The 23,477-nt window shown below is 65.2% G+C and carries 20 protein-coding genes; 9 read left to right on the top strand and 11 right to left on the bottom strand.

What is annotated here, in order from left to right:
- Positions 1-17: 17 nt before the first annotated feature.
- On the top strand, positions 18-560 hold the full coding sequence (locus C8C89_RS19210; RefSeq protein WP_133991870.1) for a cytochrome b: 543 nt from the start codon (positions 18-20) through the stop codon (positions 558-560).
- Between the two features lie 153 nt (positions 561-713).
- Here C8C89_RS19210 and C8C89_RS19215 read toward each other — a convergent pair whose 3' ends face one another.
- Positions 714-1,700, bottom strand: coding sequence for a magnesium and cobalt transport protein CorA (locus tag C8C89_RS19215; protein ID WP_133991873.1), 987 nt, complete (start codon positions 1,698-1,700; stop codon positions 714-716).
- 186 nt (positions 1,701-1,886) lie between these two features.
- Here C8C89_RS19215 and C8C89_RS19220 point away from each other — a divergent pair, with 186 nt between their 5' ends.
- The 4 genes from C8C89_RS19220 to C8C89_RS19235 all read left to right on the top strand — a co-directional run bounded on the left by C8C89_RS19220 (position 1,887) and on the right by C8C89_RS19235 (position 6,097).
- Entirely contained in the window at positions 1,887-2,399 is a 513-nt protein-coding gene (locus C8C89_RS19220; RefSeq protein ID WP_133991876.1) for a sigma-70 family RNA polymerase sigma factor, read from the top strand.
- Position 2,400: 1 nt separating this feature from the next.
- A complete protein-coding gene (locus C8C89_RS19225) occupies positions 2,401-3,369 on the top strand; it encodes a FecR domain-containing protein (protein WP_133991879.1) in 969 nt (322 codons plus the stop codon).
- A 62-nt stretch (positions 3,370-3,431) separates the two neighbouring features.
- A complete protein-coding gene (locus C8C89_RS19230) occupies positions 3,432-5,852 on the top strand; it encodes a TonB-dependent receptor (RefSeq protein WP_243858112.1) in 2,421 nt (806 codons plus the stop codon).
- 47 nt (positions 5,853-5,899) lie between these two features.
- Complete coding sequence (locus C8C89_RS19235) at positions 5,900-6,097, top strand: hypothetical protein (RefSeq protein ID WP_133991882.1); 198 nt, start codon at positions 5,900-5,902, stop codon at positions 6,095-6,097.
- 229 nt (positions 6,098-6,326) lie between these two features.
- Here the strand turns inward: C8C89_RS19235 and C8C89_RS19240 are convergent, their stop codons facing one another.
- From C8C89_RS19240 to paoA, 6 genes are all read right to left on the bottom strand, one after another.
- Positions 6,327-8,843 carry an ATP-binding protein gene (locus tag C8C89_RS19240; protein ID WP_133991885.1) on the bottom strand — a complete coding sequence of 839 codons (2,517 nt, stop codon included), beginning with the start codon at positions 8,841-8,843 and terminating at the stop codon, positions 6,327-6,329.
- A 10-nt stretch (positions 8,844-8,853) separates the two neighbouring features.
- Positions 8,854-9,879, bottom strand: a complete 1,026-nt coding sequence (locus C8C89_RS19245) for an NrtA/SsuA/CpmA family ABC transporter substrate-binding protein (protein ID WP_133991888.1) — start codon at positions 9,877-9,879, stop codon at positions 8,854-8,856.
- Positions 9,876-11,513, bottom strand: coding sequence for a response regulator (locus C8C89_RS19250; RefSeq protein ID WP_243858114.1), 1,638 nt, complete (start codon positions 11,511-11,513; stop codon positions 9,876-9,878). Before C8C89_RS19250 ends, C8C89_RS19245 begins: the two co-directional genes overlap by 4 nt.
- Before the next feature lie 122 nt (positions 11,514-11,635).
- Positions 11,636-13,834: an aldehyde oxidoreductase molybdenum-binding subunit PaoC gene (gene paoC, locus C8C89_RS19255; protein WP_133991891.1), complete on the bottom strand. Its 2,199-nt coding sequence runs from the start codon at positions 13,832-13,834 to the stop codon at positions 11,636-11,638.
- A 4-nt stretch (positions 13,835-13,838) separates the two neighbouring features.
- A complete protein-coding gene (locus C8C89_RS19260; protein ID WP_133991894.1) occupies positions 13,839-14,798 on the bottom strand; it encodes a xanthine dehydrogenase family protein subunit M in 960 nt (319 codons plus the stop codon).
- Positions 14,795-15,451 carry an aldehyde dehydrogenase iron-sulfur subunit PaoA gene (gene paoA / locus C8C89_RS19265; protein WP_133991897.1) on the bottom strand — a complete coding sequence of 219 codons (657 nt, stop codon included), beginning with the start codon at positions 15,449-15,451 and terminating at the stop codon, positions 14,795-14,797. The genes C8C89_RS19260 and paoA overlap by 4 nt, the downstream gene beginning before the upstream one ends.
- A 451-nt stretch (positions 15,452-15,902) precedes the next feature.
- Here paoA and C8C89_RS19270 point away from each other — a divergent pair, with 451 nt between their 5' ends.
- From C8C89_RS19270 to C8C89_RS19280, 3 genes are read left to right on the top strand one after another with little or no spacing between them, the layout of a single operon-like run.
- The gene (locus C8C89_RS19270; protein ID WP_133991900.1) at positions 15,903-16,919 is read left to right on the top strand and encodes a M14 family zinc carboxypeptidase; all 1,017 of its coding nucleotides are present in this window, start codon (positions 15,903-15,905) and stop codon (positions 16,917-16,919) included.
- Positions 16,916-17,719, top strand: coding sequence for an alpha/beta hydrolase (locus C8C89_RS19275; protein WP_133991903.1), 804 nt, complete (start codon positions 16,916-16,918; stop codon positions 17,717-17,719). The genes C8C89_RS19270 and C8C89_RS19275 overlap by 4 nt, the downstream gene beginning before the upstream one ends.
- Positions 17,710-18,762, top strand: coding sequence for a serine hydrolase domain-containing protein (locus C8C89_RS19280; protein WP_133991906.1), 1,053 nt, complete (start codon positions 17,710-17,712; stop codon positions 18,760-18,762). Before C8C89_RS19275 ends, C8C89_RS19280 begins: the two co-directional genes overlap by 10 nt.
- Before the next feature lie 153 nt (positions 18,763-18,915).
- Here the strand turns inward: C8C89_RS19280 and C8C89_RS19285 are convergent, their stop codons facing one another.
- Both C8C89_RS19285 and C8C89_RS19290 read right to left on the bottom strand, forming a co-directional pair.
- The gene (locus tag C8C89_RS19285; protein WP_243858116.1) at positions 18,916-20,055 is read right to left on the bottom strand and encodes a YbfB/YjiJ family MFS transporter; all 1,140 of its coding nucleotides are present in this window, start codon (positions 20,053-20,055) and stop codon (positions 18,916-18,918) included.
- Positions 20,052-20,927: a LysR substrate-binding domain-containing protein gene (locus tag C8C89_RS19290; protein ID WP_133993540.1), complete on the bottom strand. Its 876-nt coding sequence runs from the start codon at positions 20,925-20,927 to the stop codon at positions 20,052-20,054. The genes C8C89_RS19285 and C8C89_RS19290 overlap by 4 nt, the downstream gene beginning before the upstream one ends.
- A gap of 99 nt (positions 20,928-21,026) precedes the next feature.
- On the opposite strand from C8C89_RS19290, the gene C8C89_RS19295 reads away from it, so the two are divergent.
- Positions 21,027-22,088 carry a nitronate monooxygenase gene (locus C8C89_RS19295; protein WP_133991909.1) on the top strand — a complete coding sequence of 354 codons (1,062 nt, stop codon included), beginning with the start codon at positions 21,027-21,029 and terminating at the stop codon, positions 22,086-22,088.
- Between the two features lie 286 nt (positions 22,089-22,374).
- On the opposite strand, the gene C8C89_RS19300 is transcribed toward C8C89_RS19295, so the two are convergent.
- Positions 22,375-22,917 (bottom strand): GNAT family N-acetyltransferase, encoded by a 543-nt coding sequence (locus tag C8C89_RS19300; RefSeq protein ID WP_101481048.1) that lies wholly within the window; start codon positions 22,915-22,917, stop codon positions 22,375-22,377.
- A 109-nt stretch (positions 22,918-23,026) separates the two neighbouring features.
- Positions 23,027-23,470: a hypothetical protein gene (locus C8C89_RS19305; protein WP_133991912.1), complete on the bottom strand. Its 444-nt coding sequence runs from the start codon at positions 23,468-23,470 to the stop codon at positions 23,027-23,029.
- Positions 23,471-23,477 lie beyond the last annotated feature (7 nt).

Genomic DNA, 23,477 nt, shown 5'->3' on the forward strand with positions numbered 1-23,477 from the left:
ACCGAAAAGGAAACACCATGAACACCGAGAAATGGACGACGCAAGACTGGCGCTATGCAGCTCCGGCACGGCTGCTGCACTGGCTGATGGCGGTGCTGATCCCCGTTATGCTGGCCTTGGGCTGGTATATGATGGAGGTCGAAGACGATCCCGGCAGCGAGGTGTACTTCAATCTGCATAAATCGCTGGGCCTGCTGCTATTGCTGCTGCTCGCCGCGCGCGCCGCCTGGCGCCTGGGCCACAGGCCGGCAAGCCTGCCGCCGTCGGTGGCGCCGTTGCAGGCGCGCCTGTCGCGCCTGGGCCACGGCCTGCTGTATGCGGGCATGCTGCTGGTGCCTGCCGCTGGCCTGGCGGGGGCGCTGCTAAGCAAGAGCGGCGTGGCCTTCTTCGGTTTGGTGCTGCCGCGCTGGTTTGCGCCCAACCATGCGCTGGCCGAACAGTGGTTCGGCCTGCATGAACTGGGCGCCTGGACCCTGGCCGGTCTGATCGTGCTGCATGTACTGGCGGGCGTCAAGCATCTGCTGCTGGACAAGGACGGCGTCTTCCAGCGCATGCTGTAGCGCGCACCGCCCTTCAGCCTGTCTTCATGCGGCGCTTAGCCGTGCTTCATGCACGGCGCCGATGTTCCCACCCCACACCAGGGGTAGCACATGAGCAGGAGCGGCTGCGTCGATCCAGGAAGCGGCGCGGTGGCCTAAAAATCGGCCTGCTGCCTACAGCCAGCCTTCGCGCTTCAAGCGCCGGTGCAGCCAGTAACAGCCGGCGATAATGACAACGATCACGGCCGGATAGCTGCCGCGCCACTTCAGTTCCGGCATGAATTCGAAGTTCATGCCATACAGGCTGAAGACCATGGTGGGCACGGCCAGGATGGCGGCCCAGGCGGCCAGGCGTTTGACCACCTCGTTCTGGCGGATCGAAATTTGCCCCAGCGCCACCTGCATGGCCGAATTGACCAGTTCGCGCATCTGTCCCGCCGTGTGCGTGACCCGTTTGACGTGATCGAGAATATCGCGGTAATAGATGCGGTTTTCCTTGGGCACGATATCGCCATGGAAACGGATCAGCTGAGTGCAAATGTCATGCAGGGGATTGACGGCCGCGTCCAGCTTCAGCAGCTCCGTCTTGAGCTGGTAGAAATCCTGCAACTTGTCTTCGGAGAGACTGGGCTTGAACAGTTGCAGCTCATAGTGCTGGAAGCGGGACTGCAAATGGTCGATGCAGGGCTGGTACTGGTCGACGATGAAGTCGATGATGGAATACAGCACGTAGCCGGGGCCGCTCGCCAATTTCTCGGGCACGCTTTCCTTGCGCTCACGCAACTTCGCATAGCCGGCCGAGGCGCCGTGGCGCACCGTGATGATGAAGCGGGGGCCGAGAAAGACGTGGGTTTCGCCGTAAACGATGGCGTCGCCGTCGAGGGTAGCCGTGTGCATCACCATGAACAGGGTGTCGCCGTACTCTTCCAGCTTGGGCCGCTCGTGCGCGCCCTGCGCATCCTCGACCGCCAGTTCATGCAAGCCGAAGGCCGATTGCAACGCCTGCATGGCCGTGACGTCGGGGCTGGCCATGCCGATCCAGACGAAACAATCGGAGTCGCCGAGGAAGTCGCCCACCTTGTCGATGTCGAAATGGGCGATTTTCTTGCCATCGCGATAGGCTTCGCAATTGACGACGGCGGCGTGGGTACTCAGGTCCATGGTGATTTTCTAAGAATGGCGGCAATATCGGGGGGCCAGTATAGCGGAAAGACCGTGATTGCCCTGCCAACGGAGCTTGCCGCATTGACATTCAGGCGCGCCAATGTAAAATGAGAACCATTCGCATTTAAGAAGGGCCTGCATGCGCCAGCGGCACGGGACTTCCGCGCCAACCTGGAGTGTGCCGTGACGTATGCCGTATCGCCTGCCGCCGATTCTTTAGCTCATCTGTATGTCCAGCACCACCCCTGGCTGCTGCGCTGGCTGCGCGGAAAATTGTCTTGCACGGATCACGCGGCCGACCTGGCGCAGGATACCTTCGTCAAGCTGCTGGCCACGCCCGGCGAACGCGCCGTCACCCTGCGCGAGCCGCGCGCCTACCTGACTACCGTGGCGCGCCGCCTGCTGATCGACCATTACCGTCGCCAGTCGCTGGAGCAGGCATGGCTGGCCACCCTGGCGCAGTTGCCCGCCCCCGTCACGCCGTCGGCGGAAGACCGCTTGCTGATCCTGGAAACCCTGCACCAGATCGACGCCATGCTCGACGGCCTGGGTGCGAAAGTGCGCACGGCCTTCCTGCTGTCGCAGCTGGAAGGCATGGCGTATGCGGACATCGCCGCGCGCCTGAGCGTCAGCGAGCGCACCGTCAAGCGCTACATGGTGCAGGCGTTCGAACGATGCATCCTGCTGCTGGCCTGACATGAGCGCAGCCATCGATGCGCGCGCCGCGCGCGAAGCGGCGCACTGGATGATGCGCCTGCAAGGCGGCGAACTGGACGCTGCCGCGCAACAGGGGCTGGCCCGCTGGCGCGCCGCTCACGCTGACCATGAAACGGCGTGGCAGCGGGCCGAGCAAGTGTGCCGCACCTTTGGCATGCTGCCCCCGCCGCTGGCCATGCCGTTGTCCAGGCAAGTGCTGGACCGCCCGGCCCGCGCCCAGCGCCGCGCCATCCTGAGAACCCTGGCCGTGCTGATCGTCGCAGGGCCAGCCGGCTGGGCCTTGCTGCGCGTGGCGCCATGGCAGGCATGGACGGCCGACCTGCACACGGCCACGGGAGAAATCCGCCATGTCCCCCTGGCCGATGGCAGCGCGCTGAGCCTGAATACGGCCAGTACCGCCGACATCGTCTTCGGCGCGTCCCTGCGCCTGGTCCACCTGCGTGCCGGCGAAATCCACGTGGCGACCAGCCCCGATCCCCTGCGGCGGCCCTTCCTCGTGCGCACCAGCAATGGCAGCATCCGCGCCATCGGCACGCGCTTCACGGTGCGCCATGAGGACCGCCTGCTGGGCGCGCATACCCACGTGGCCGTGTCACAGGGCGCCGTCGAAGTGCGGCCTGCCGATGGAAGGCCCGTCATCGTGCAGGCGGGCTGGCAAGCCAGTTTCGATGGAATGGCCGCCAGCGCGCCACGGCCGCTGGCACCGCATGCGGCCGCCTGGCTCAATGGCCTGCTGTACGCGGACGACACGCCGCTGGCCGAGGTGCTGACGCAGCTGGCCCGCTACCGCCCCGGCGTGGTGCGCTGCGATCCGGTCGTGGCGCGGCTGCGCGTGTCGGGCGTGTACCAGTTGCACGACACGGACGCCCTGCTGGCCCTGTTGCAGGCGTCGCTGCCCATCCGCGTACGGCGCCACAGCCGTTGGTGGATTTCTGTCGAGTCCGCATAAAGTTTTTGGAAAAGTATGTCCCTTTCGCGCATGTACCCCGTCAATCCACACAGGACCAACACATGAACGAAGGGAAACACCTGATGAAGCACCCCCGCCACACTACCATGACCCTGGCCCTGCTGGGCAGCCTGGCCCTGGCCGCGCCCGCATTCGCCCAGCAGCAACCGCAGCAGGCGCCCGCGCGCCACTACCAGGTGGCGCCCGGCCCCCTGGGCACGGCCCTGTCCGCGTTTGCGGCCGACGCCGGCGTCAGCATTTCCGGCGCCGCCAGCCTGTATGCGGGCTTGCACAGCCGCGGTTTGAACGGCAACTACCAGGTGGCTGACGGTTTCGCCCGCCTGCTCGATGGCAGCGGCCTCATTGCCGTCGACCAGGGCGGCGGCCACTACGCCGTGCGCAGGCTGCCCTCGATAGCCGACGCGGCCACCCTGCCCGGCATCTCCGTGCGCGCCACGGCCGAACGCAGCACCAGCACGGAAGGCACGGGCTCGTACACGACGCCGGCCACGGCCAGCGCCACGGGACTGGTACTGTCGTTGCGCGAGACGCCGCAATCGGTCAGCGTCATCACGCGCCAGCGCATGGACGACCAGGACTTGCTGACAGTGCGCGACGTGCTGCGCAACACGCCCGGCATCGCCGTCAACCAGTTCGACACGGAACGCAGCACCTTTTCCGCGCGCGGCTTCGACGTCGACAATTTCCAGTACGACGGCGTGCCCACCACTTACAAGGTGCAGTATTCTGGCGGCGAGTCGGAAATGGACTCGCTGATCTACGACCGCGTGGAGGTGACGCGGGGCGCCACGGGCTTGCTGACGGGCGCCGGCTACCCGTCGGCCTCGATCAACCTGGTGCGCAAGCGCGCCAGCGCCAGGCAATTCGAAGGGCAATGGTCGCTGGCGGCCGGCTCGTGGAGCGATTACCGGGGCACGCTCGACCTGGCCACGCCGCTGAACGGGGACGGCTCCGTGCGCGGCCGGGTGGCGGGCGCCTGGCAGGACCGCAAATCGTTTACCGATGGCTATTCGAACCAGCGCCAGCTCGCCTACGCGACCGTCGAGGCGGACCTGGCTCCCGGCAGCGTGGCCATGGTGGGCGCCAGCTACCAGAAGAACGATCCGAAAGGCAGCAACTGGGGCGGCTTCCCCCTGTGGTACAGCGACGGCTCGCGCACCGATTTCGACCGTTCCGTCACGACGGCGCCCCGCTGGGCCGCCTGGGCCACGGAACAGACGAATGTGCACGCCACCCTGGAACACGCGCTGGGCCAGGGCTGGAAGGCGCAGGCGCAAGCCATGTACAGCAAGCACACGGAAGACACGCCGCTGGTGTTCCTGGCCGAGCGGCCGGACCGCATCACGGGCCTGGGCATGCTCGGCTACCCGAACCGCTACATCGGCGCGCGCGACCAGAGCAGCGCCGACGTGAAGCTGTCCGGCCCGCTTACCCTGGGCGGACGCCAGCATGAAGTCATCGTCGGCGCCAATTACACGCTGCAGCACGCCGAGTTCAGCGTCAAGGAAGCGCTCGACCCTGAACCGATCGGCAATTTCCTCGCCTGGGATGGCAGCTACCCGCAGCCGGCCTGGGGCGAACCCGTGCTGTCGGAAAAATATACCACCAAGCAATATGGCGCGTATGGCGCCGCGCGCCTGAATCTGGCCGAGAACACCAAGCTGATCCTCGGTGGACGCTTGAGCCGCTGGGACAAGGAGCGCATCGGCTTTGACGGCAGCGCCCGCTTTGCCTTCGCCAAGAGCAAGTTTGTTCCCTACGCGGGCGTGGTGGTGGACCTCAACGACACGTATTCGCTGTATGCCAGCTACACGGACATCTTCCGCCCTCAGGAAAACCAGGACCGCACAGGTGCCTGGCTGGACCCGCTGACAGGGCAAAGCATGGAAGTGGGCTTGAAGGGAGAACTGGCGGAGGGCCGGGCCAACGGTTCCATCGGCATCTTTGAAATCAAGCAGGACAAGCTGGCCCAGCCGGACGGCGCGCACCGCGTCCCCGGCACCACCACGCAAGCGTATTATGCGGCGCGGGGTGCCACCAGCCGCGGCATCGAGGGGGAATTGTCGGGCCGCGTGGCGCCGGGCTGGAATGTGACGGCCAGCGCCAGCCACTTCCGGGCCAGGGACCGCGAGCAGCAGGACATCAACACCCTGTCGCCCCGCTCGACGGCGCGATTGTTTACCACCTGGAAAGTCAAGCCCGGCCTCACCGTGGGCGGCGGCGTCAACTGGCAAAGCAAGTTCTACTTTGACGACGAAGGGCCGAACGGCAAGGAGCGCGTGACGCAGGAGGCCTACAGCACGGTGAGCCTGATGGCCACGTACCAGCTGTCGCGCCAGTTGACGGCCCAGCTGAACGTGGAAAACGTGCTGGATAAAAAATACATCAACATCAATACCTATGCGCAAGGCACGTATGGCGCGCCGCGCAGCGTGCGGGGAACCTTGACGTACCGGTTCTGAACCCCGGCACCGGAGCAGGCCAGGCGCGACGGCTCCGGTTTTTTACATTGCTAGAGAGCGATAGCGGTGGCGATGCCACCGCGCCATCGCGCATCGCGGCCATCAGCAGCGGTACATCGGACGGCAAGTGGAAGTGTGCAACGGGCTCGCAGGCCCTGGGACAGATCGCCGACGGCGCCGGCGATACCTTGCAGATATCTGGCCTCGCCCACTACCCGTATCTGGGGCATCGGTACACACGCTAATCTTAACCAGGGCATCATCACGGGTCCCGGTGCCGCGCATGATGGCGGCGCCGGCATCTATAGCACGCAAGATGCGCCAATTGGACGGGGCCGGGAATTCCGCCTGAATGCCCGCATCAATCCCGCAAATATGAATATGACCGAAACGACTTGCACGGGAGCATAGTAAGCCCCTCCCCGGCCGGCAACGCGGCAAGGCGCCGACGGCCTTGCTCCTGCCTGCATGTCCTTACCCTATCGACATGACCGCGTTCAGCGCGCGCCGCAACTCCTTCAGCCGGGGCGGCTTGCCCAGCACGCAGTTGACGTGTTCGGGGAAATCGCTGTCGGCAGCCAGGCGCTGGCCCCAGCCCGTGAGCATGATGATGGGCGTGTCCGGCGAGCACTGGCGCACCGCGCTGGCCACCTTGCGCCCGTCCACGTGGGGCATGCCCAGGTCCGTGATGACCACCGCAAAGTGTTCGTGCCGGTCGCGCGCGGCCAGGAAGCAATCGATGCCGGCCTGCCCCCCATCGGCGGACACCACTTCGTGGCCATCGATTTCCAGGATGTCGCGCAGGGACTTGAGCACCATCGGATCATCGTCCACCACGAGGATACGCAGGCGCGGCGGCACGGCGTGGGCCGTGTCGGGCGCTTCCTCCCCCTCGCCTGCCGCGCAGGCGGGAAAAGCCAGGCGCACCGCCGTGCCCTGCCCCGGCGCCGTGAGGATGTCGATGCTGGCGCCATGGCGCTCCATCATGCCGTACACCATGGCCAGGCCCAGGCCCGTTCCCCGCTCGCCCTTGGTGGTGAAAAACGGTTCCAGGCAGCGGCGGCGCGTATTCTCGTCCATGCCGATGCCCGTATCGCCCACCTCGATCTGCACCTGGCGCGCCCCCTGACCGGGCACGCCAATGCAGCTGGTGCGCACAGTCAGGGTGCCGCCGTCCGGCATGGCGTCGACGGCGTTGAAGACCAGGTTGGTCAGCGCTTCGCGCAGTTCGCCCACGCTGCCGGGCAGCATGGGCAGCTCGTCCGCCAGCTCCGTGCGCAGGGCGATGACGATGCCGCGCTGCTGCGGCATGTCGCTCCAGCGCGCGCGCGTCAGGTCGAGCACCTGCTGCACCACCAGGTTGGCATTGATGGGCGACAGCGCCAGTTGCGGTTCGCGCTGGCGGTAGAATTCGCGCATGCGCGCCACCGTGGCGGCCACGTCGTCGATGGCGCGCTCGATCACTTCCAGGCAATGCCGGCCCTGTGGACTGAGGCTGGTTTCCGTCTCCAGTAGCGATTCCGTGTACAGGGCCACGGGGGAAATGGCGTTATTGATGTCGTGCGCGATGCCGCTGGCCATCTGCCCCAGCGCGCGCAAGCGCTCCTGCTGCATCACCGATTGCTGCGTCTGGCGCAAATCATCATACGCGCGCTGCAGTGCGCCGTAGAGCTGAGCCTGGTTGGCGGCCAGCGCCACGTGCTCGCTCAGCTGGCTGAGGAACTCGCATTCACCGCTGGTGAAGCTGTGCGCGGTGCGGCGCGCCACGATCAGGATACCGAAAACCGTGTTTTCGGCCAGCAGCGGCGCCATGACGAGGGCGCGCAAGCCTCCTTGCGCCAGCCGCTGTGGGAACGGAAACGCTACCTCGGCGATGTCGGCTTCATACACGAGCTTGCCGCGCACGCAGCTCGACAGGCCATTCTCGTCGATGGGAATGTGCGCCTGTTCGCCCATCATGAAGGCGTGCGCCAGCGCTTCGCTGCGTACGCCCACGCACGTTACCTGCAGCGCGTGCTGGGACGGCTCGTACAGGCAGATGCAGCTGAAATCGATGGGCAGCTGGTCTTCCAGGCTGCGCACCACCACCTGGAAGATGCTGCGCAAGTCCTGCCGCTCGCCGATAGAGCGCGTGATCTGCTGCAGCAGGTTCAGGCGCTCGAGCTGCTCATGCACCTTGCGCTCGGCCAGCTGGCGCTCGGCGATCTGCGTTTCCAGGGCGGCATTCGTGTGCGCCAGCTCGTCGCGCGAGACGGTGGTGCGGCGCAGCTTTTCCGTCATGCCGTCGAAGGCGCGCGCCAGGTCGCCGATTTCATTTTTGGTGTGCACGCCCAGCGCAAAATCGAGCTTGCCAGCGCCGACGATCAAGGTCCCCTGGCGCAGCTTTTCCAGCGGTCCCGTGACGCTGGTCATGGTGAAGTAAATCAGGCCGGCCACCAGGGCGATGATCACGCCGCCAAACAACATCACGGCGACATTGGCCCGCTGCTGCGCATCGAGCACGCCTTGCCGGCTCAATTCGGACAGCCGCATCGCGTCCGAGATCATGCCCTGCACCTTGCCCATGATCTGGCCGGACAGGCGCGACTCCAGTTCGCCCAGCACCTCGCGCCGCAGCGGGTCCTGCCCCAGCTCGCGGTGATTCGCCACAAACAGCTCGAACAGAGCGCCCACGCCGGCCAGGTCGGTCTGCAATTCGCGCAGCAGCGCGCGCTCCTCGCCGGTGCTGAAGGCGGGCGTGGCCAGCAAGCCCGTGGACAGCGATTCGCTGCGCAGCTGCCACTGGGCGCGCGTGCGCGCGCCGTGGTGCAGCGCATATTCGATCGACAGGTAGCGCAGCGACGTGACGGCTTGCAGGATATCACCCGCAGCCTTGTTCTTCGCCAGTTCGCGCTGCATCGCCATGGTGGTGGAGAACAGCATGGCGACGATGATGGCCACGAGCACCACGCAAAACAGTTCTGCCAGCTTGAAGCGCGTTACGATTTTCACGGTGGCTTTCTCAATGAATGACCGTCACGGCCGATGGCGCCACGGCTTCCAGGCCGTCCAGGTAGACGGCATCGAGGAAGTTCGGCATCTCGCCGCGTTCGGCCAGCCGGTTCTTGATGGCCCAGCGCGCCTCGTCTTCCAGCGCCAGCAGCAAGCCCTGGTCGAGCACGATGCCGAACTGATAACCGTGCCAGGCCGCTTGCAGGCGCGCCGCCTCGCTGGCCGACGCCGTGGTAAACAGGGCGCGCGCGGCGTCGGGTTCGTCGCGGCAAAAGCGCGCCCCGGCAAGCAGCGCGCGCAGCACCTTGCGCATCGTCGCCGGGTGACTGCGCACATAATCGCCCGTGCCGGCCACGTTGAACAGGCCCGCATACACGTCTTCGCCATAGAAGATGGCCGCGTTGCCAGCGATAGCATGCGTCATGCCCGTCAGGAACGGTTCCCAGCCGGCCGCCGCGTCGACATCGCCCCGGGCCAGCGCACCGGCCAGCTGGTCCGGCGTGTAGTTGCGCAAGGTGACTTCAGCGGGCAACAGTTTCTGGCGGTTCAAAAAGGCGTCCAGCGTGAAATGGCCGGAGGTGCCCAGGGTGACGCCGATGCGCTTGCCTTTCAGGCTGGCGGGCGTGGACACGCCGCGGTCCAGGCGCCCCACGATGCCGTGGTCGCGCTCGGCCTCGAAAATGCTGGCGATGATGACGACGGACTGGTTCTTCAGGCTGGCCAGCACCACGGGGATGTCGGAAACGGTGCCCAGGTCGGCCCTGCCCCCCAACACGGCTTCCATCGACGCCTTGCCCGAGGAATACGGTTGCAGCAGCGCGTCGATGCCTTCACGCGCAAAATAGCCCTGTGCGCGCGCGGCCAGCACGGGGCAGCTGCCCACATATTCCGCATTCACGGCCACGCGCAATACTTCCACGGGGCCGGGCGGCGGGCCAGGACGGGCATTGAGCAGCCAGACGGCTGCAGCGGCCAGCGCCAGCAGCACTGCGGCCGCCAGCCAGATCGCCCGCCGCACCGGCGCCTCGCCATTCATGCGCTGCGCTGCGCCGTGGCCGATTCCAGCGCACTGTTGATGGCCTCGGAAAACGCCACCACGTCGATCGGCTTGGTGAGATAGCGGTAGAAGCCCGCCGCCAGCCCCTGGCGTACATCGCCCGGCCCGGCCATGGCCGTCAGGGCGATGACGGGGATATGCGCGGTGCGGGCATCGGCGCGCAGCAGCTGCATGACTTGCGTGCCGCTGATGTCGGGCAGGTCGCTGTCCATCAGTATCAGTTGCGGCAGGTGGCGGCGCGCCAGCTCCAGGCCCGTCTGGCCGTCGCCGGCCGACAGCAGGTCAAGATCGGGGCGAAAATGGATCAGGCCCGCCACCAGGGCCAGATTCAGGGGATTGTCTTCCACATACAGCAGCGTCTTGCGGTCCGGCAGCCGTATCGTTTCTGCGGGTCGGGCAATGGCGGACAGGCGTGGGCTTTCCTGCAGCGGCTGGCGCGCCGGGCAACTGGCGATATCGAGCCAGAAGGTGGTGCCGCGTCCGGGCGTGCTGTCCACGCCCAGCCTGGCCTGCATGGCTTCGGCCAGGCGCTTGCTGACCACCAGCCCCAGGCCCGTGCCCTCTTCGTCGCGCGCATCGCGTCCCAGGCGGTTGTAGGGCTGGAACAGCGCCTCCAGCTGCGCGCTACTCATGCCACCGCCCGTGTCGCGCACGGAAAGGCGCAGTTGCCGCGCATCGACGGGCTGGCAATCAACGTGGATCTCGCCCTGTTCACGGTTGTACTTGACGGCGTTCGACAGCAGGTTGAGCAGCACCTGCTTGAGGCGCGTGCGGTCGGCCAGCACATGCATGCCGCCCGCATCGACGAACGTCAAGGTGATGCCGCGCTTGTGCGCCAGCGGTTCCATCATTTGCCAGCATTCATGGTAGATGCCGGCCAGTTCCACGGCTTCCATCGCCAGCGACATATTGCCCGACTCGATCCTGCCGATATCGAGGATATCGTTGATCAGGGTCAGCAAATGCCGGCCCGCGCCGAAAATGTGCGAGGCAAAGGTTTTCTTTTCCTGCGCCGTCGAGGGGATGGAATCGGACATCAGCATCTGCGAAAAGCCCAGGATGGCGTTGAGCGGCGTGCGCAGCTCGTGGCTCATGCTGGACAGGAAATTGGTCTTTTCCTGGTTCGCCCGCTCGGCCACTTCGCGGGCCAGCTGCAAATCCTTGTTCATGGCGTCGAGTTCGGCCGTGTGCTGGCGCAGCAGCAATTCCAGGCGCGCATTGGCGATGCGCAGCTGGCGCGTTTCCAGCGCCCGCGCCAGTATCAGCAGGATGCCCGATACCTTGAACGGCTTGACCACATAATCGAGCGCGCCCGCCTTCATGGCCTGCACGGCCGAGGCAATCGTGCCTTCGCCCGTCATGATGACGCAGGCCAGGTCCGGATCTATCAGGCGCGCCGCTTCCACCACGGCGATGCCGTTCATGCCCGGCATCATCAGGTCGACCAGCAGCAGATCGAACGATTCGACGGCTAGCAGGGACAGCGCCGCCTCGCCCGAAGCCAGCCCCGTCGTGTCATACGCCTGCCCCCGCAAGGTATCGCACAGCGCGTACACATGCGCCAGCTCGTCATCGACGATGAGGATACGCGGCGGCATTGATGAGCTATTCATGCATTCTCCTGGCGGCATGACCTTGCGGACCGGGAACTTGCCCCGCAGCATGCGTTCCGAGCATAGCACTTGAAAATTACCAAAAATACACGCTTTGTCACGCGCGCGGCGGCGCAACGGTGCTAGGTGACCTCGGGTAGCCCACGCAGCAGCTTGTCCAGGGTCAGCGGATAGTGGCGCACCCTCACCCCCGTGGCGTTATGCACGGCATTCGCGATGGCCGCCGCCACGCCGCAGATGCCCAGCTCGCCCACGCCCTTGGCTTTCATGGGCGAGGATATGGGGTCTGTTTCGTCCAGGAAAATGACGTCCTGGTGCGGGATATCGGCGTGCACGGGCACTTCGTAGCCGGCCAGGTCGTGGTTGACGAAAAAGCCGCGGCGCCGGTCGACCACCAGTTCTTCCATCAGGGCCGCACCCACGCCCATGGTCATGGCGCCGATCACCTGGCTGCGCGCCGCTTTCGGATTCAGGATGCGGCCGGCCGCGCAGACGGCCAGCATGCGGCGCACGCGCACTTCGCCCGTGTCGCTGTCCACGCCCACTTCCACGAAATGGGCGCCAAACGTGGATTGCTGGAATTTTTTGTCGAGGTCGCCGTATTCCATGTGGTCTTCCGCCACCACATCGCCATGCAAGGCAGCGGCAGCGAGCGGCACGCTGCGCTCGCCCTGACTTACTTGCCCATCGGAAAAGCGCGCTTGATTTTCGTCAAAGCCCAGCTTGCCTGCGATGGCCTGGCGCAAGCGCACGCAAGCCGCATACACGCCCGCCGTGGAACTGTTGCCGCCCCATTGCCCACCCGAACCGGCCGAGACGGGAAAATCCGAGTCGCCCAGGTGCACCACGACACGGTTCAGGGTCACGCCCAGCATTTCCGCCGCCGTCTGGGCAATGATGGTGTAGCTGCCCGTGCCGATGTCCGTCATGTCCGTTTCCACCGTGATCATGCCCTTGCCGTCCAGGCGCACCCGGGCGGCGGACCGCATGACGAGATTATTGCGGAAGGCGGCCGCCACGCCCATGCCCACCAGCCAGCGGCCGTCGCGCCGCTTGCCGGGCTGTGCTTGCCGCTCCTTCCAGCCAAATTCCACGGCGCCCGTGCGCAGGCAATCGATCAGGCGGCGCTGGGAAAACGGGCGGCCCGGTTTTTCCGGGTCCACTTTCGTGTCGTTCAGGATGCGCAAGACGATAGGGTCCATGTTCAGCTTTTCCGCCATCTCGTCCATGGCGATTTCCAGCGCCATCAGGCCCGGCGCCTCGCCCGGCGCCCGCATGGAATTACCTTCCGGCAAGTCGAGTATGGCCAGGCGCATGGCCGTCATGCGGTTTGGTCCCGCGTACAGCAGCCGCGTCTGCATCACGGCAGTTTCCGGCTGCCCGCCTTTGAGATCGCCCGACCACGATTCGTGGCCGATGGCCGTGATCTTGCCGTCGCGCGTGGCGCCGATGCGCAGTCGCTGGATGGTGGCGGGCCGGTGCGTGGTGTTGTTGAACATCAAGGGCCGCGTCAGGGCCACCTTTACGGGACGCTGTGCCGCGCGCGCGCCCAGGGCCGCCAGCAGCGCTTCGGCGCGCAAGAACAGCTTGCCGCCGAAACCGCCGCCGATATAGGGCGAGACGATGCGCACCTGGTCTTTTGCAATGCCAAGGGTGCGGGCCAGGTCGCCCCTGCTCCAGTCCACCATCTGGTTCGCCGTCCAGAGCGTCAGCTTGTCCCCCTCCCAGGCGGCAATCGAGGCGTGCGGCTCCATCATGGCATGTGACTGGTCAGGCGTCGTGTAGCTGGCGTCCAGGCGCACGGGGGCATGGGCAAAGGCGCCGGCAAAATTGCCAGCCTTGCTGTCGGGCTTGCCGTCCTTCGGCTTGGCCGCCGTGTTCTTCGCCTTGGCCAAGTCGAACGCGCCCGGCTGCTCGATATACTTTACGTCGAGCAATTGCGCGGCCGAGCGTGCTTGTTCGAAGGTTTCCGCCACCACCAGCGCGATGGCCTGGTGATAATGCTCAATCTCCGGGCCGCCCAGCAGATGCGCCGTGTTCATCTTGCCTTTGCCCAGTTTTCCTGCGGATTCCGCCGTCACCACGGCCAGCACCCCCGGTGCGCGCCGCGCGGCGCTGGTGTTGATGGAGGCGATGCGCCCCTTGGCGATGGCCGCGCCGACGACATGGCCGTAGGCGGCATGCGGCGCCGCGGCGTGCTGCTCGTACGCGTACGGCGCCGTGCCCGTGGTTTTCAGGGGGCCGTCGATGCGGTCCGTGGGGCGGCCCACGACTTTCAGCTGGTCGATGGGGTTGGTAGTGGCGGGTGTCGTGAATTTCATGGACTTAGCCTTTCATTACTGGTGTTTCCCTCAACACGGCTGCCACGGTACGCTGCGCCAGGATGAGCTTGTAGGCATTGTCGGCAGTCGGTTTGGCGCCGGCCAGCAGGCGTTCGTTCACGGCGGCGGCGCCAGCGGGCATCGCCTGCTCCGCGCCGGCAACCCGCCACGGCTGCGGCGCGACGCCGCCCAGAGCCAGCCTGCCCGTGCCATCGGGCAAGATAATCGCCGCCACGGACACCAGCGCGAACGCGTAAGAAGCGCGGTCGCGCACCTTGCGATAGACGTGCGTGCCGCCGACGGGCGGGGGCAAGGTCACGCTGGTGATCAGTTCGCCCGGCTGCAGCAGCGTTTCCAGCTGCGGCGTGGTGCCCGGCAAGCGGTAAAAATCGGCAATCGGGATGGTGCGCACGGCACCGTCGGCCCGCACGGTATCGATGCCGGCGTCGAGTACGCGCATGGCCACGGCCATGTCGCTGGGATGCGTGGCGATGCAGGTATCGCTGCCGCCCAGGATGGCCAGCGGCCGGCTGAAACCCCCGATGGCGGAGCAGCCGCTGCCCGGCACGCGCTTGTTGCAGGCCTGGTTGGTGTCATAAAAATACGGGCAGCGCGTGCGCTGCAGCAGGTTGCCCGCCGTCGTCGCCTTGTTGCGCAATTGTGCCGAAGCACCGGCCAGCAAGGCGCGCGACAATACGCCATAATCGCGCCGCACCGTGACGTGGGCGGCCAGCGCCGTGTTGCGTACCAGGGCGCCGATGCGCAAGCCGCCGTCCGCAGTCGTTTCAATGCGATCGAGCGCGAGGCCATTGACGTCGATCAAATGCGTAGGCGTTTCGATCTCCAGTTTCATCAGATCGAGCAGATTCGTGCCGCCGGCTATAAAGCGGGCACCCGGCGTGTTCAAGGCGGCGGCCGCCGCTTCGGCCGGCGTGGCAGCCTTCTGGTAGCTGAACACTCTCATGCCGGCCTCCCCGCCACCTCGGAAATCGCCTCGATGATGTTGGAATAGGCGCCGCAGCGGCAGAGATTGCCGCTCATGCGTTCGCGCAACTCTTCCGGTGTCGCCTGCGGGGCAGCGTTCAAGTCCACGCTGACGTGGCTGGGGATGCCCTGGCGGATTTCTCCCAGTGCAGCGACGGCAGAGCAGATTTGCCCCGGTGTGCAATAGCCACATTGATAGCCGTCATGCGCAATGAAGGCGGCCTGCATCGGGTGCAGCTTGTCGGGCGTGCCCAGTCCCTCGATGGTGGTGATGCGGGCGCCCTCGTGCATCACGGCCAGGCTCAGGCAGGCGTTGATGCGCTGGCCGTCCAGCATGACGGTGCAGGCGCCGCACTGGCCGTGGTCGCAGCCCTTTTTGGTTCCCGTCAGATGCAGGTATTCGCGCAAGGCGTCGAGCAAGGTGGTGCGCGTGTCGAGTTCCAGGCTATGGCGCTGGCCGTTGATATCCAGATTGACCTTCATCAGGACGGGCGGCGCCTGGCCGGCTTGGGCCGCAGCATGGGCAGCTTCAGCGGCCCCGGCCACGCCGGGCACAGCCACGGCCGTGGCCGACAGCGCGCCGGCGATCAGCAAGCCGCGCCGGCCGGCATTGATGTGATTACACTCTGTCATCTCGCGCTTCCTCCTGGCTGTTAACTGGCTGGGTGGGCGCATGCAGGCCCGAAGTGCCAGTCTGGCGGCAGGAATGTGACGCGTCTGTACGCGAACGAACGTTCAGCCTCAGGCTGCGCCGGGTCGTGCCGGCGCCGCCCAGCGCCGCATGGCCCGTGCGGGCCCTACCGCAATCAGGAAGCCCGGCAGCACCAGATATCCCCCAGCGCCAGCACATGGACGGATGCCGACCTGCCTGTCATATTGCTATCGCGTCGCTATTGCGTGAGGGTGGAACGGCGTGGAAATGGGGTAGTGCCGAGTAATAATTCTTGTGTCAGCTGCAATAGCCTACACAGCAAACATGACGGCTTCGTGACATGCTTGCCACCAATAAATTTCGCCATGCGGGACGTCTGGCGCAGCAATTATTTCGGCTACACTGGCTGTTACTTTCCCTTTCTGACGCCTGATGATCGAAAAGAATCTGCCCGAGCTGGTCATGCTAAAGCGTCTCATTGACGAAGGTGGCAGCCACCTGGAAGTGGCCGCGCCCTGCAGCATCGCCATGGATGGGCGCGACTTTCCCGTGTACTCCATCGCCCTGGGCAATCCCGGCCCCGACGTGCCCGTGCTGGGCTTTTTTGGCGGCATCCACGGCCTCGAACGCATCGGCACGCAAGTGCTTTTGTCCTTCCTCGAAAGCCTGATCGCGCGCCTGCGCTGGGATGCCACCCTGCACCAGCAGCTGGAAACCATGCGCCTCGTATTCATGCCGCTGGTCAACCCGGGCGGCATGTGGCAAGCCACGCGCTGCAATCCGCGCGGCGTGGACCTGATGCGCAACGCACCGCTGAGCGCGCGCGAAAAAGTGCCGTTCATGCTGGGTGGACAGCGCTACAGCGCCCGACTGCCCTGGTACCGGGGCGCAGCCGATGCGCCCATGGAGCAGGAAAGCCAGGCCGTGTGCGACCTGGTCGAGCGTGAGCTGCTGTCGCGCCAGTTCAGCATCGCCCTCGATTGCCATTCCGGCTTCGGCTTGCGCGACCGCATCTGGTTTCCCCATGCGCATACCAAGGTGCCGATAGAGCACCTGGCCGAGATCGGCGCCCTGGAAGAACTGTTCAGCCAAAGCTACCCCAACCACAACTATGTGTTCGAGCCGCAAAGCCGGCAATACCGCACGCATGGCGACCTGTGGGACTATCTGTACCTGAACGGCACCAGCTACAGCGGGCGCGTGTTCCTGCCGCTGACTCTGGAAATGGGCTCGTGGCTGTGGGTCAAGAAAAACCCGCGCCAGCTGTTCAACCGGGTCAGCATCTTCAACCCCACGGCCGCGCACCGCCTGCAGCGGGTGTTGCGGCGGCACCTGGTGTGGTTCGATTTCCTCATGCGCGCCGCCAGCAGCCACGGCCGCTGGATGCCGGAAGGCTTGCTGCGCAAGGCGCAGCGCCGGCGCGCCCTGGCGCAATGGTATGAGTCATGACGCAGCCCACATGGATTTTATTGCGCGGCCTGATGCGCGAACAACGCCACTGGGGTGACTTCCCCGCCACCCTGGCGCGCGCCCTGCCCGGCGCCAGCATTGTCACGCCCGACTTGCCCGGCAATGGCAGGCGCCACGCGCAGGACAGCGCCACCCGTGTGGCAGATATGGTGGCAGCTTGCCGCCAGGACCTGTCGGCGCGGGGCATCGCTGCACCGTACCACTTGCTGGCCCTGTCGCTGGGCGGCATGGTGGCCGTCGAATGGGCTAGCCGCTACCCGCAGGAAATCGCCCGCTGCGTGCTGCTCAACACCAGCATGCGACCGTTCAATCCGTTTTACCGGCGCCTGCGCTGGCAAAACTACGGCGCCCTGCTGCGCCAACTGCTGCTGGGCGACCAACGCAGCCAGGAAGCGCTGATCTTGCGCCTGACCAGCCGCCGGCATGCACAGGGCAACGCCGCCCTGCTGGCCGACTGGTGTGCATATCAGCAAGAATATCCCGTCAGCCGCCGCAACGCGCTGCGCCAGCTACTGTCGGCCGCCCGCTACCGCGCCCCCCTCATCCGCCCCGCCATGCCCGTGCTGGTGATGGCCGGCGCGCAAGACCGGCTGGTCGACCACCGCTGCTCGCAGCGCCTGGCGCGCGCCTGGCAGGCCGACTGCCTGATCCACCGCGACGCCGGGCACGACTTGCCGCTGGACGAGGGGGAATGGGTGGCGCAATCGGTGGCGCGCTGGCTGGGGGTGGACGCGGCAGTGCATGACAAGACCTCCACGACACAATCAATATGCCAATAGCAAACCTGACGGACCATACAGAACAGCTGACAGCGCTGGTGCAAGCCGGCGTCCAGGAACAGATTTTTCCAGGCGCGGCCTGGGCCATGGGCACCAGCGACCACGGCGTGGCGGGCGCGGCCGGGCGGCTCACGCCCGAGCCCGGCAGTGCAGCGATGCAGGTCGACACCTTGTTCGACATCGCTTCGCTGACCAAGATCATCAGCGTCTGGTCGCTGATGGGCTGGCTGCTGCGCAAAAATCGCCTGCGCCTGGACAGCTGCCTGGCCGACGTGCTGCCCGGCACGCAGGGCCATGCGCTGGCGCCCATCACGATTTTCCAGCTGCTCACCCATACGGCTGGCTTGCCGTTGCGCGCGCGCCTGCGGGCCAGCTATGGCGAGGTGTACGACGATATCGTGCGTGGCGTACTGCGCGAGCCGCTGGAAGGCACGCCGGGACTAGCCGTGGAATACACGGACCGCGCGGCCCTGATCCTCGGCCTGGTCATCGAGCGGTTGCTGGATCTGCCCCTGGACCAGGCCTTGGCCGAGCATGTCCTGCGGCCGCTGGGCATGGCTGCCACGGGCTTCGGCCCGCTGGCAGCTGCGCATGGCAAGCAGGTCGCGCCGACTGAATATTGCGAGCAGGCGGGTGCACACCTTTCTGGCGTCACGCATGATTTCTCCACCCGCCTGCTGGGGGGCGTGTGCGGCATCTCCGGGCTGTTTTCGAACGTACCCGACCTGCAGCGCTTCCTGCAGGCGATGCTGGCGCAGGACCTGCAGGGCGAGGTGCTGGACGCCAACTGGGTGCGCGCTTCGCTGACGGTGCAGACCGGTTCGCTGACTCCGTCGCGCGGCCTGTTCTGGCATCCGGCGGCAGGCACCGGGCCGGAAGACGACGTCTGGTGCCACCTGGGCTTCACCGGCACGGCCATGTGGATCAGCCCCAGGCGCGGCCGCTATGCGGTGCTGCTGACGAACAAGCTGTATTACACGCGCGATTTCACCAGGATCAACGCGCTGCGGAGCGACGTCATGCGCTACGCGTTCGATCTCTAAGTTTTACAACGCCTAACCAAACCGTAGCGAGCGGAAGGAAGGCTCGGCGCCCCGTTGGCTCGAGAAGCGCAACTGTACGAAGTACGGGGCCGCCGAGGCAGCGAGCATCGCAGGCCGCAAATTACGACGCGCAGCAGGTGTTGATAGGCGTTCTTACAGGCGCAAGCTCACGGCGATGGCCAGCAGCAGCGCGCCGGCCGCCGCCAATAGTGCACTATTAAAACTGTGCGACTGCGCATACAGGCTGGCCGCCAGCACGGGGCCGATGATCTGGCCGATGCCATACACCACCGTCATGATGGCCATCATGTTGGTGCCAAACTTGCCCACCTTGCCGGCGGCCCGCTGCGCGGCGGGCATGGCGATGGTCACCGTGCCGACAAACGTGCCGCCGACGAGGATGGCGCTGAGCAGATAAGCGGCGGCCGAAGGCGCCAGCACGGGCAAGGCCACGCCCAGCGCCTGCAGCAGCAAGTTCAGCCTGAGTGCCTGGCGCGTGCCCAGGCGCTCGTGCAGCCGGTGCCACAGGAAACACGACGGCGCCGCGCCCAGGCCGAACATGGCCCACACATGGGCGGAATTGAGCCCGGGCAAGGCGACGCCCACCATCACGGGCAGATACGTGGCCGTAACGATGTAACCGAGCCCCGCCAGTCCGTAGATCAGCACCAGCGGCCACGGCGCCACGGGCGCCAAGGTTGATGCAGCGGCATGCGGCGGCGCATCCAGCGTCGCCTGGCCACTGGCGGCGATGGCGGGCGCAGCCGCCAGCCCCAGCAGCACGGTGACGCCGGCCAGCAGCAGCCACATGCCGGCGCTGTCCCAGCCCAGGTGCGATGCCAGCACCAGCAATTCGGCCGACACGGCGATGCCAGCGCCCACGCCCGCGTACAGCAGCGGCGCACCGCGACCATGCCGGCGCTGTTCCAGCAGCCACAATGACGCGGCGACCATGGCCAGGGCGCTGAAGACGCCCGCCACGCCCCGCACCGTCACGATGAGCCAGACCGGCATAGTCAAGGCCAGCACGCCAAGGCATAGCGCCGTACCAGCCACCGACCACAGGCATAGCCGGTGCGCGCTGTGGGCCCGCGCGCGCATGGCCAGGATGGCGCCCAGCAAGTAACCGGCATAGTTGGCCGAAGCGGCCAGGCTGCCATCGCGCAGGCTCAAGACGCCTTCGCCGAGCATATGCGGGTAGATGGCCGTGAAGGCGAAGCGGCCGAAGCCCATGCCGATGGCGAGGATGGCCGCTGCGGCGATGGCTGCACGCAGCCTGGCCGGCGCGCTCACGGCGCCACCTCGCCCAGCTGCGCCAGCAAGTGTTGAAAGGCGGGCACGTCGAATCCGGCGCGCCACACCAGCAAGGTGTCGGCTTGTCCAGCGGACAGCGTCACCAAGGCGGCCGGCGCCTCGGACAGCGCCAGCACGCTCGCCGGCAGCAGGGTCACGCAGGCGCCGGCCGCCACGCAAGCGATCATAGTGTGATACGAACTCATTTCCTGCACCCGCCACTGCGTGCCGCCGGCCACGCCCAGCAACTCTTCGGCGATGCCGCGATAGGTGCAGCCCTGCGGAAACGCCGCCAGCGAGCGCGTGCGCACGTCCGCGGCGCGGCGCGCCTGCGCTTCGCTGGCCGGCAGCAGCAAACACAATTCCTCGCGCCACACGGCTGTCGCGGCCAGGCCCAGCTCCGCCAAGGCGGCGGCGCCGCCGAAGGATGGCGGCAAGGCGACAAAAGCACAGTCGAGCAAACCTGTGCGCACCTGCTCGATCAGGGGGCGCGACGGCCCCGTGCTCAGCGCCAGCCGCGTCGCCGGATAGCGGGCGTGATATGCGGCCAGCAGCGCCGGCAGGCGGCTGGCCGCTGTGCTGTCCATGCTGCCGACGCGCAAGGTGCCGCCCTCGCGCCCGCCGGTGACGACATGCCTGGCCTCTTCTGCCAGCGCCAGCAGACGCTGCGCATACTCGAGAAAGCGCTCGCCGGCCGCCGTCAGGGCCATGCGCTTGTTCGTGCGCACGAACAGTGCGGCGCCTATATCGGCTTCCAGCTGCTGGATGCGCGTGGTGACGCTGGACGGCGCGCGGCCCAGCCTGGCTGCGGCCTGGGTGACGCTCAGTTCACTGGCCACGGCACAAAAAATCGTCAATGACTCCATGTCCATCATGTTCTCTCATTCGAAATGATTATGCTATTATATTCTTAAAATACGAATACGAATATGCGTACGACACAGCATCCTCAACTTCCTGAAGGAAACATCATGAGCTCGTCCCAGCGCTTCCTCGACCGCCTCGGCCTGCAATTGCCCATCATCCAGGCGCCAATGGCGGGCGTCTCCACGCCGCGCCTCGCCGCCGCCGTCTCGAATGCGGGCGGCCTCGGTTCGCTGGGCATTGGCGCCGGCAGCGTGGCGCAGGCGCGCCAGATGATCGAAGAGACGCGCGCGCTGACGGACCGCCCCTTCAACATCAATGTGTTTTGCCATGCGCCTGCGGCAAGGGATGCGCGGCGCGAAGCGGCTTGGCTGGCCCATCTGGCGCCCCTGTTTGCGGAGCTGGGCGCGGCCGTGCCGGCAGGACTGGAAGAAATCTACCGGACGTTTATCGGCGATGCGGCGGCATTCGCCCTGTTGCTGGAGCAGCGCCCTGCCGTCGTCAGCTTTCATTTTGGCTTGCCGACGCAGCAGCAGATTGCCGCCCTGCGCCAGGCCGGCATCTACACGATGGCCACGGCCACCAGCGTGCGCGAAGCGATCCTGATCGAACAGGCAGGGGTCGACGCCATCGTGGCGCAGGGCGTGGAAGCGGGCGGGCATCGCGGCGTCTTCGATCCGCAAGCGCACGACGAGCGCCACAGCACCAGCGTGCTGCTGCGCCTGCTGGCGGGCCGCACTGCCCTGCCCCTCATCGCCGCCGGCGGCATCATGGATGGACAAGGCATCCGCGCCGCGCTGGACCTGGGCGCCGCCGCCGTCCAACTGGGCACGGCATTCGTGCTATGCCCGGAATCGGCGGCCAACGCGGGCTACCGCGCCAACCTGAAAAGCGAACGGGCCGCCAGTACGCGATTGACGGCGACCTTGTCGGGCCGGCTGGCGCGCGGCATGGTGAACCGCTTGATCGAACATGGCGAAGCGCCAGGCAGCCCACCGCCGGCCGACTACCCGGTCGCCTACGATGCCGCAAAACAATTGAACGCAGCAGCCAGCCAGCACGGCAACAGTGAATTCGCCGCGCAATGGGCCGGCCAGGGCGCGCCGCTGGCGCGGGAAATGGGCGCGGAGGAACTGGTGTTGACTTTGGCTAGGGAAATGGGGCGCTGATTTCAGCATGCCGTTGACATGATTGCCGCCAGGACAGCTATGCCACAGGCCATGTGTTACCTGGAGATAAAAAGGTGGCCCGGCGCTACGGCTACACAGGAGTATCCGCTTTCGCCTTTGCGGACATCCAATCGTCAGAAGATGCACACTGGCACCTATCGCAAACTATTGAATGTCTAGTGAGTATACATTTTCTGAGCGCAATCATAAGGTACACGCATACGGATTCTTAAAAATCTGCTCCTGAACGGTAGCGACCTCCTTTCAAGTCCGTACCTTTGGCGCCTTACCTGCAGCGGGCATACATCAGAGATGGCCGAGGTTCGTCAGCAAGATTTGGTAGAACCAGGTGTCGCGCAAGCTTGCCCTCAAGTACAAACCCGGACTTTTCCAATGTACGCGCAGATGCATAATTTTCTGTGTCACAGGTTGCCTGAATACGAAAACAGTGCGGCAGCGCCAAGGCTGCTTCACTCAAAGTATTTATTGCCTCGGACATGAGTTTCGCGCCCCAATACTTGCGTTGCAAAACGTATCCAATATCTATCATGTGATCATGCAAACTTGCTTCCAACATACCAATTGGCTCGTCGTCATTTTCCTCAAGGGCCAAAACATAAGGACGGCTACGACCACTATCCCACTCCTCGATACAATATGAAATGAAGGCTTCAGTCTCGGCCAATGTGCGGTGTGGACGCCATACCATGTAGCGTACTACTTCAACATCTTGGGCATATGCATCAAAAATAATCCGGACATCTGATTGACGCGGTTTACGCAATATCATTCTTTGCGTACGCAACACATCTGGAAGAGATAGGAACATTGAAAAATCCTTAACACAGTTCTGAAATTTACTTCATTCTACAGCGCAGATTTTACGTCAGCAATCGCCCCATAGCAGCCGTTCGCGTTGTTTGCGTGAGTCACTGCTCTCACAATTCAACCTGACGCACAGGTATCCCGTGAAGTAGCGCTTCGGTATATACATGCTCGGCAAGTAGATCATCCTCGATGATCAATGCGACGCCGGTTAACTCATTCATCGGTAGAAATTCTGGCGCGTCGACGATACTCTCGACGAGGTTCAAATCCTCGCGGCGACACGCTGCAGCAATTACGCGGGCTTCTTTCGGCTCAAATCGCCCTAGAAGCAGCGATTCCTGCCCACGCAACTGGGTCACCACTTCTTTCACTGGCAGGGCCCTATAGGGCGCAACAGTCCGCCTTACAGCCATTAGCTCACGTGTCGATGGACCGGTGCTAGGAAAAGCCAGCGAAAGATCGATATAGTTACCGCAGAACCGCTTCAAAACCCACCCTGGCTGAGATCCATCCCATAGATACTTGTACTCATCGATCCGTTCAAGATTGCTCATAATCATC

Origin of the sequence: Janthinobacterium sp. 75, from assembly GCF_004365495.1 — a bacterium.
Classification (GTDB): domain Bacteria; phylum Pseudomonadota; class Gammaproteobacteria; order Burkholderiales; family Burkholderiaceae_D; genus Janthinobacterium.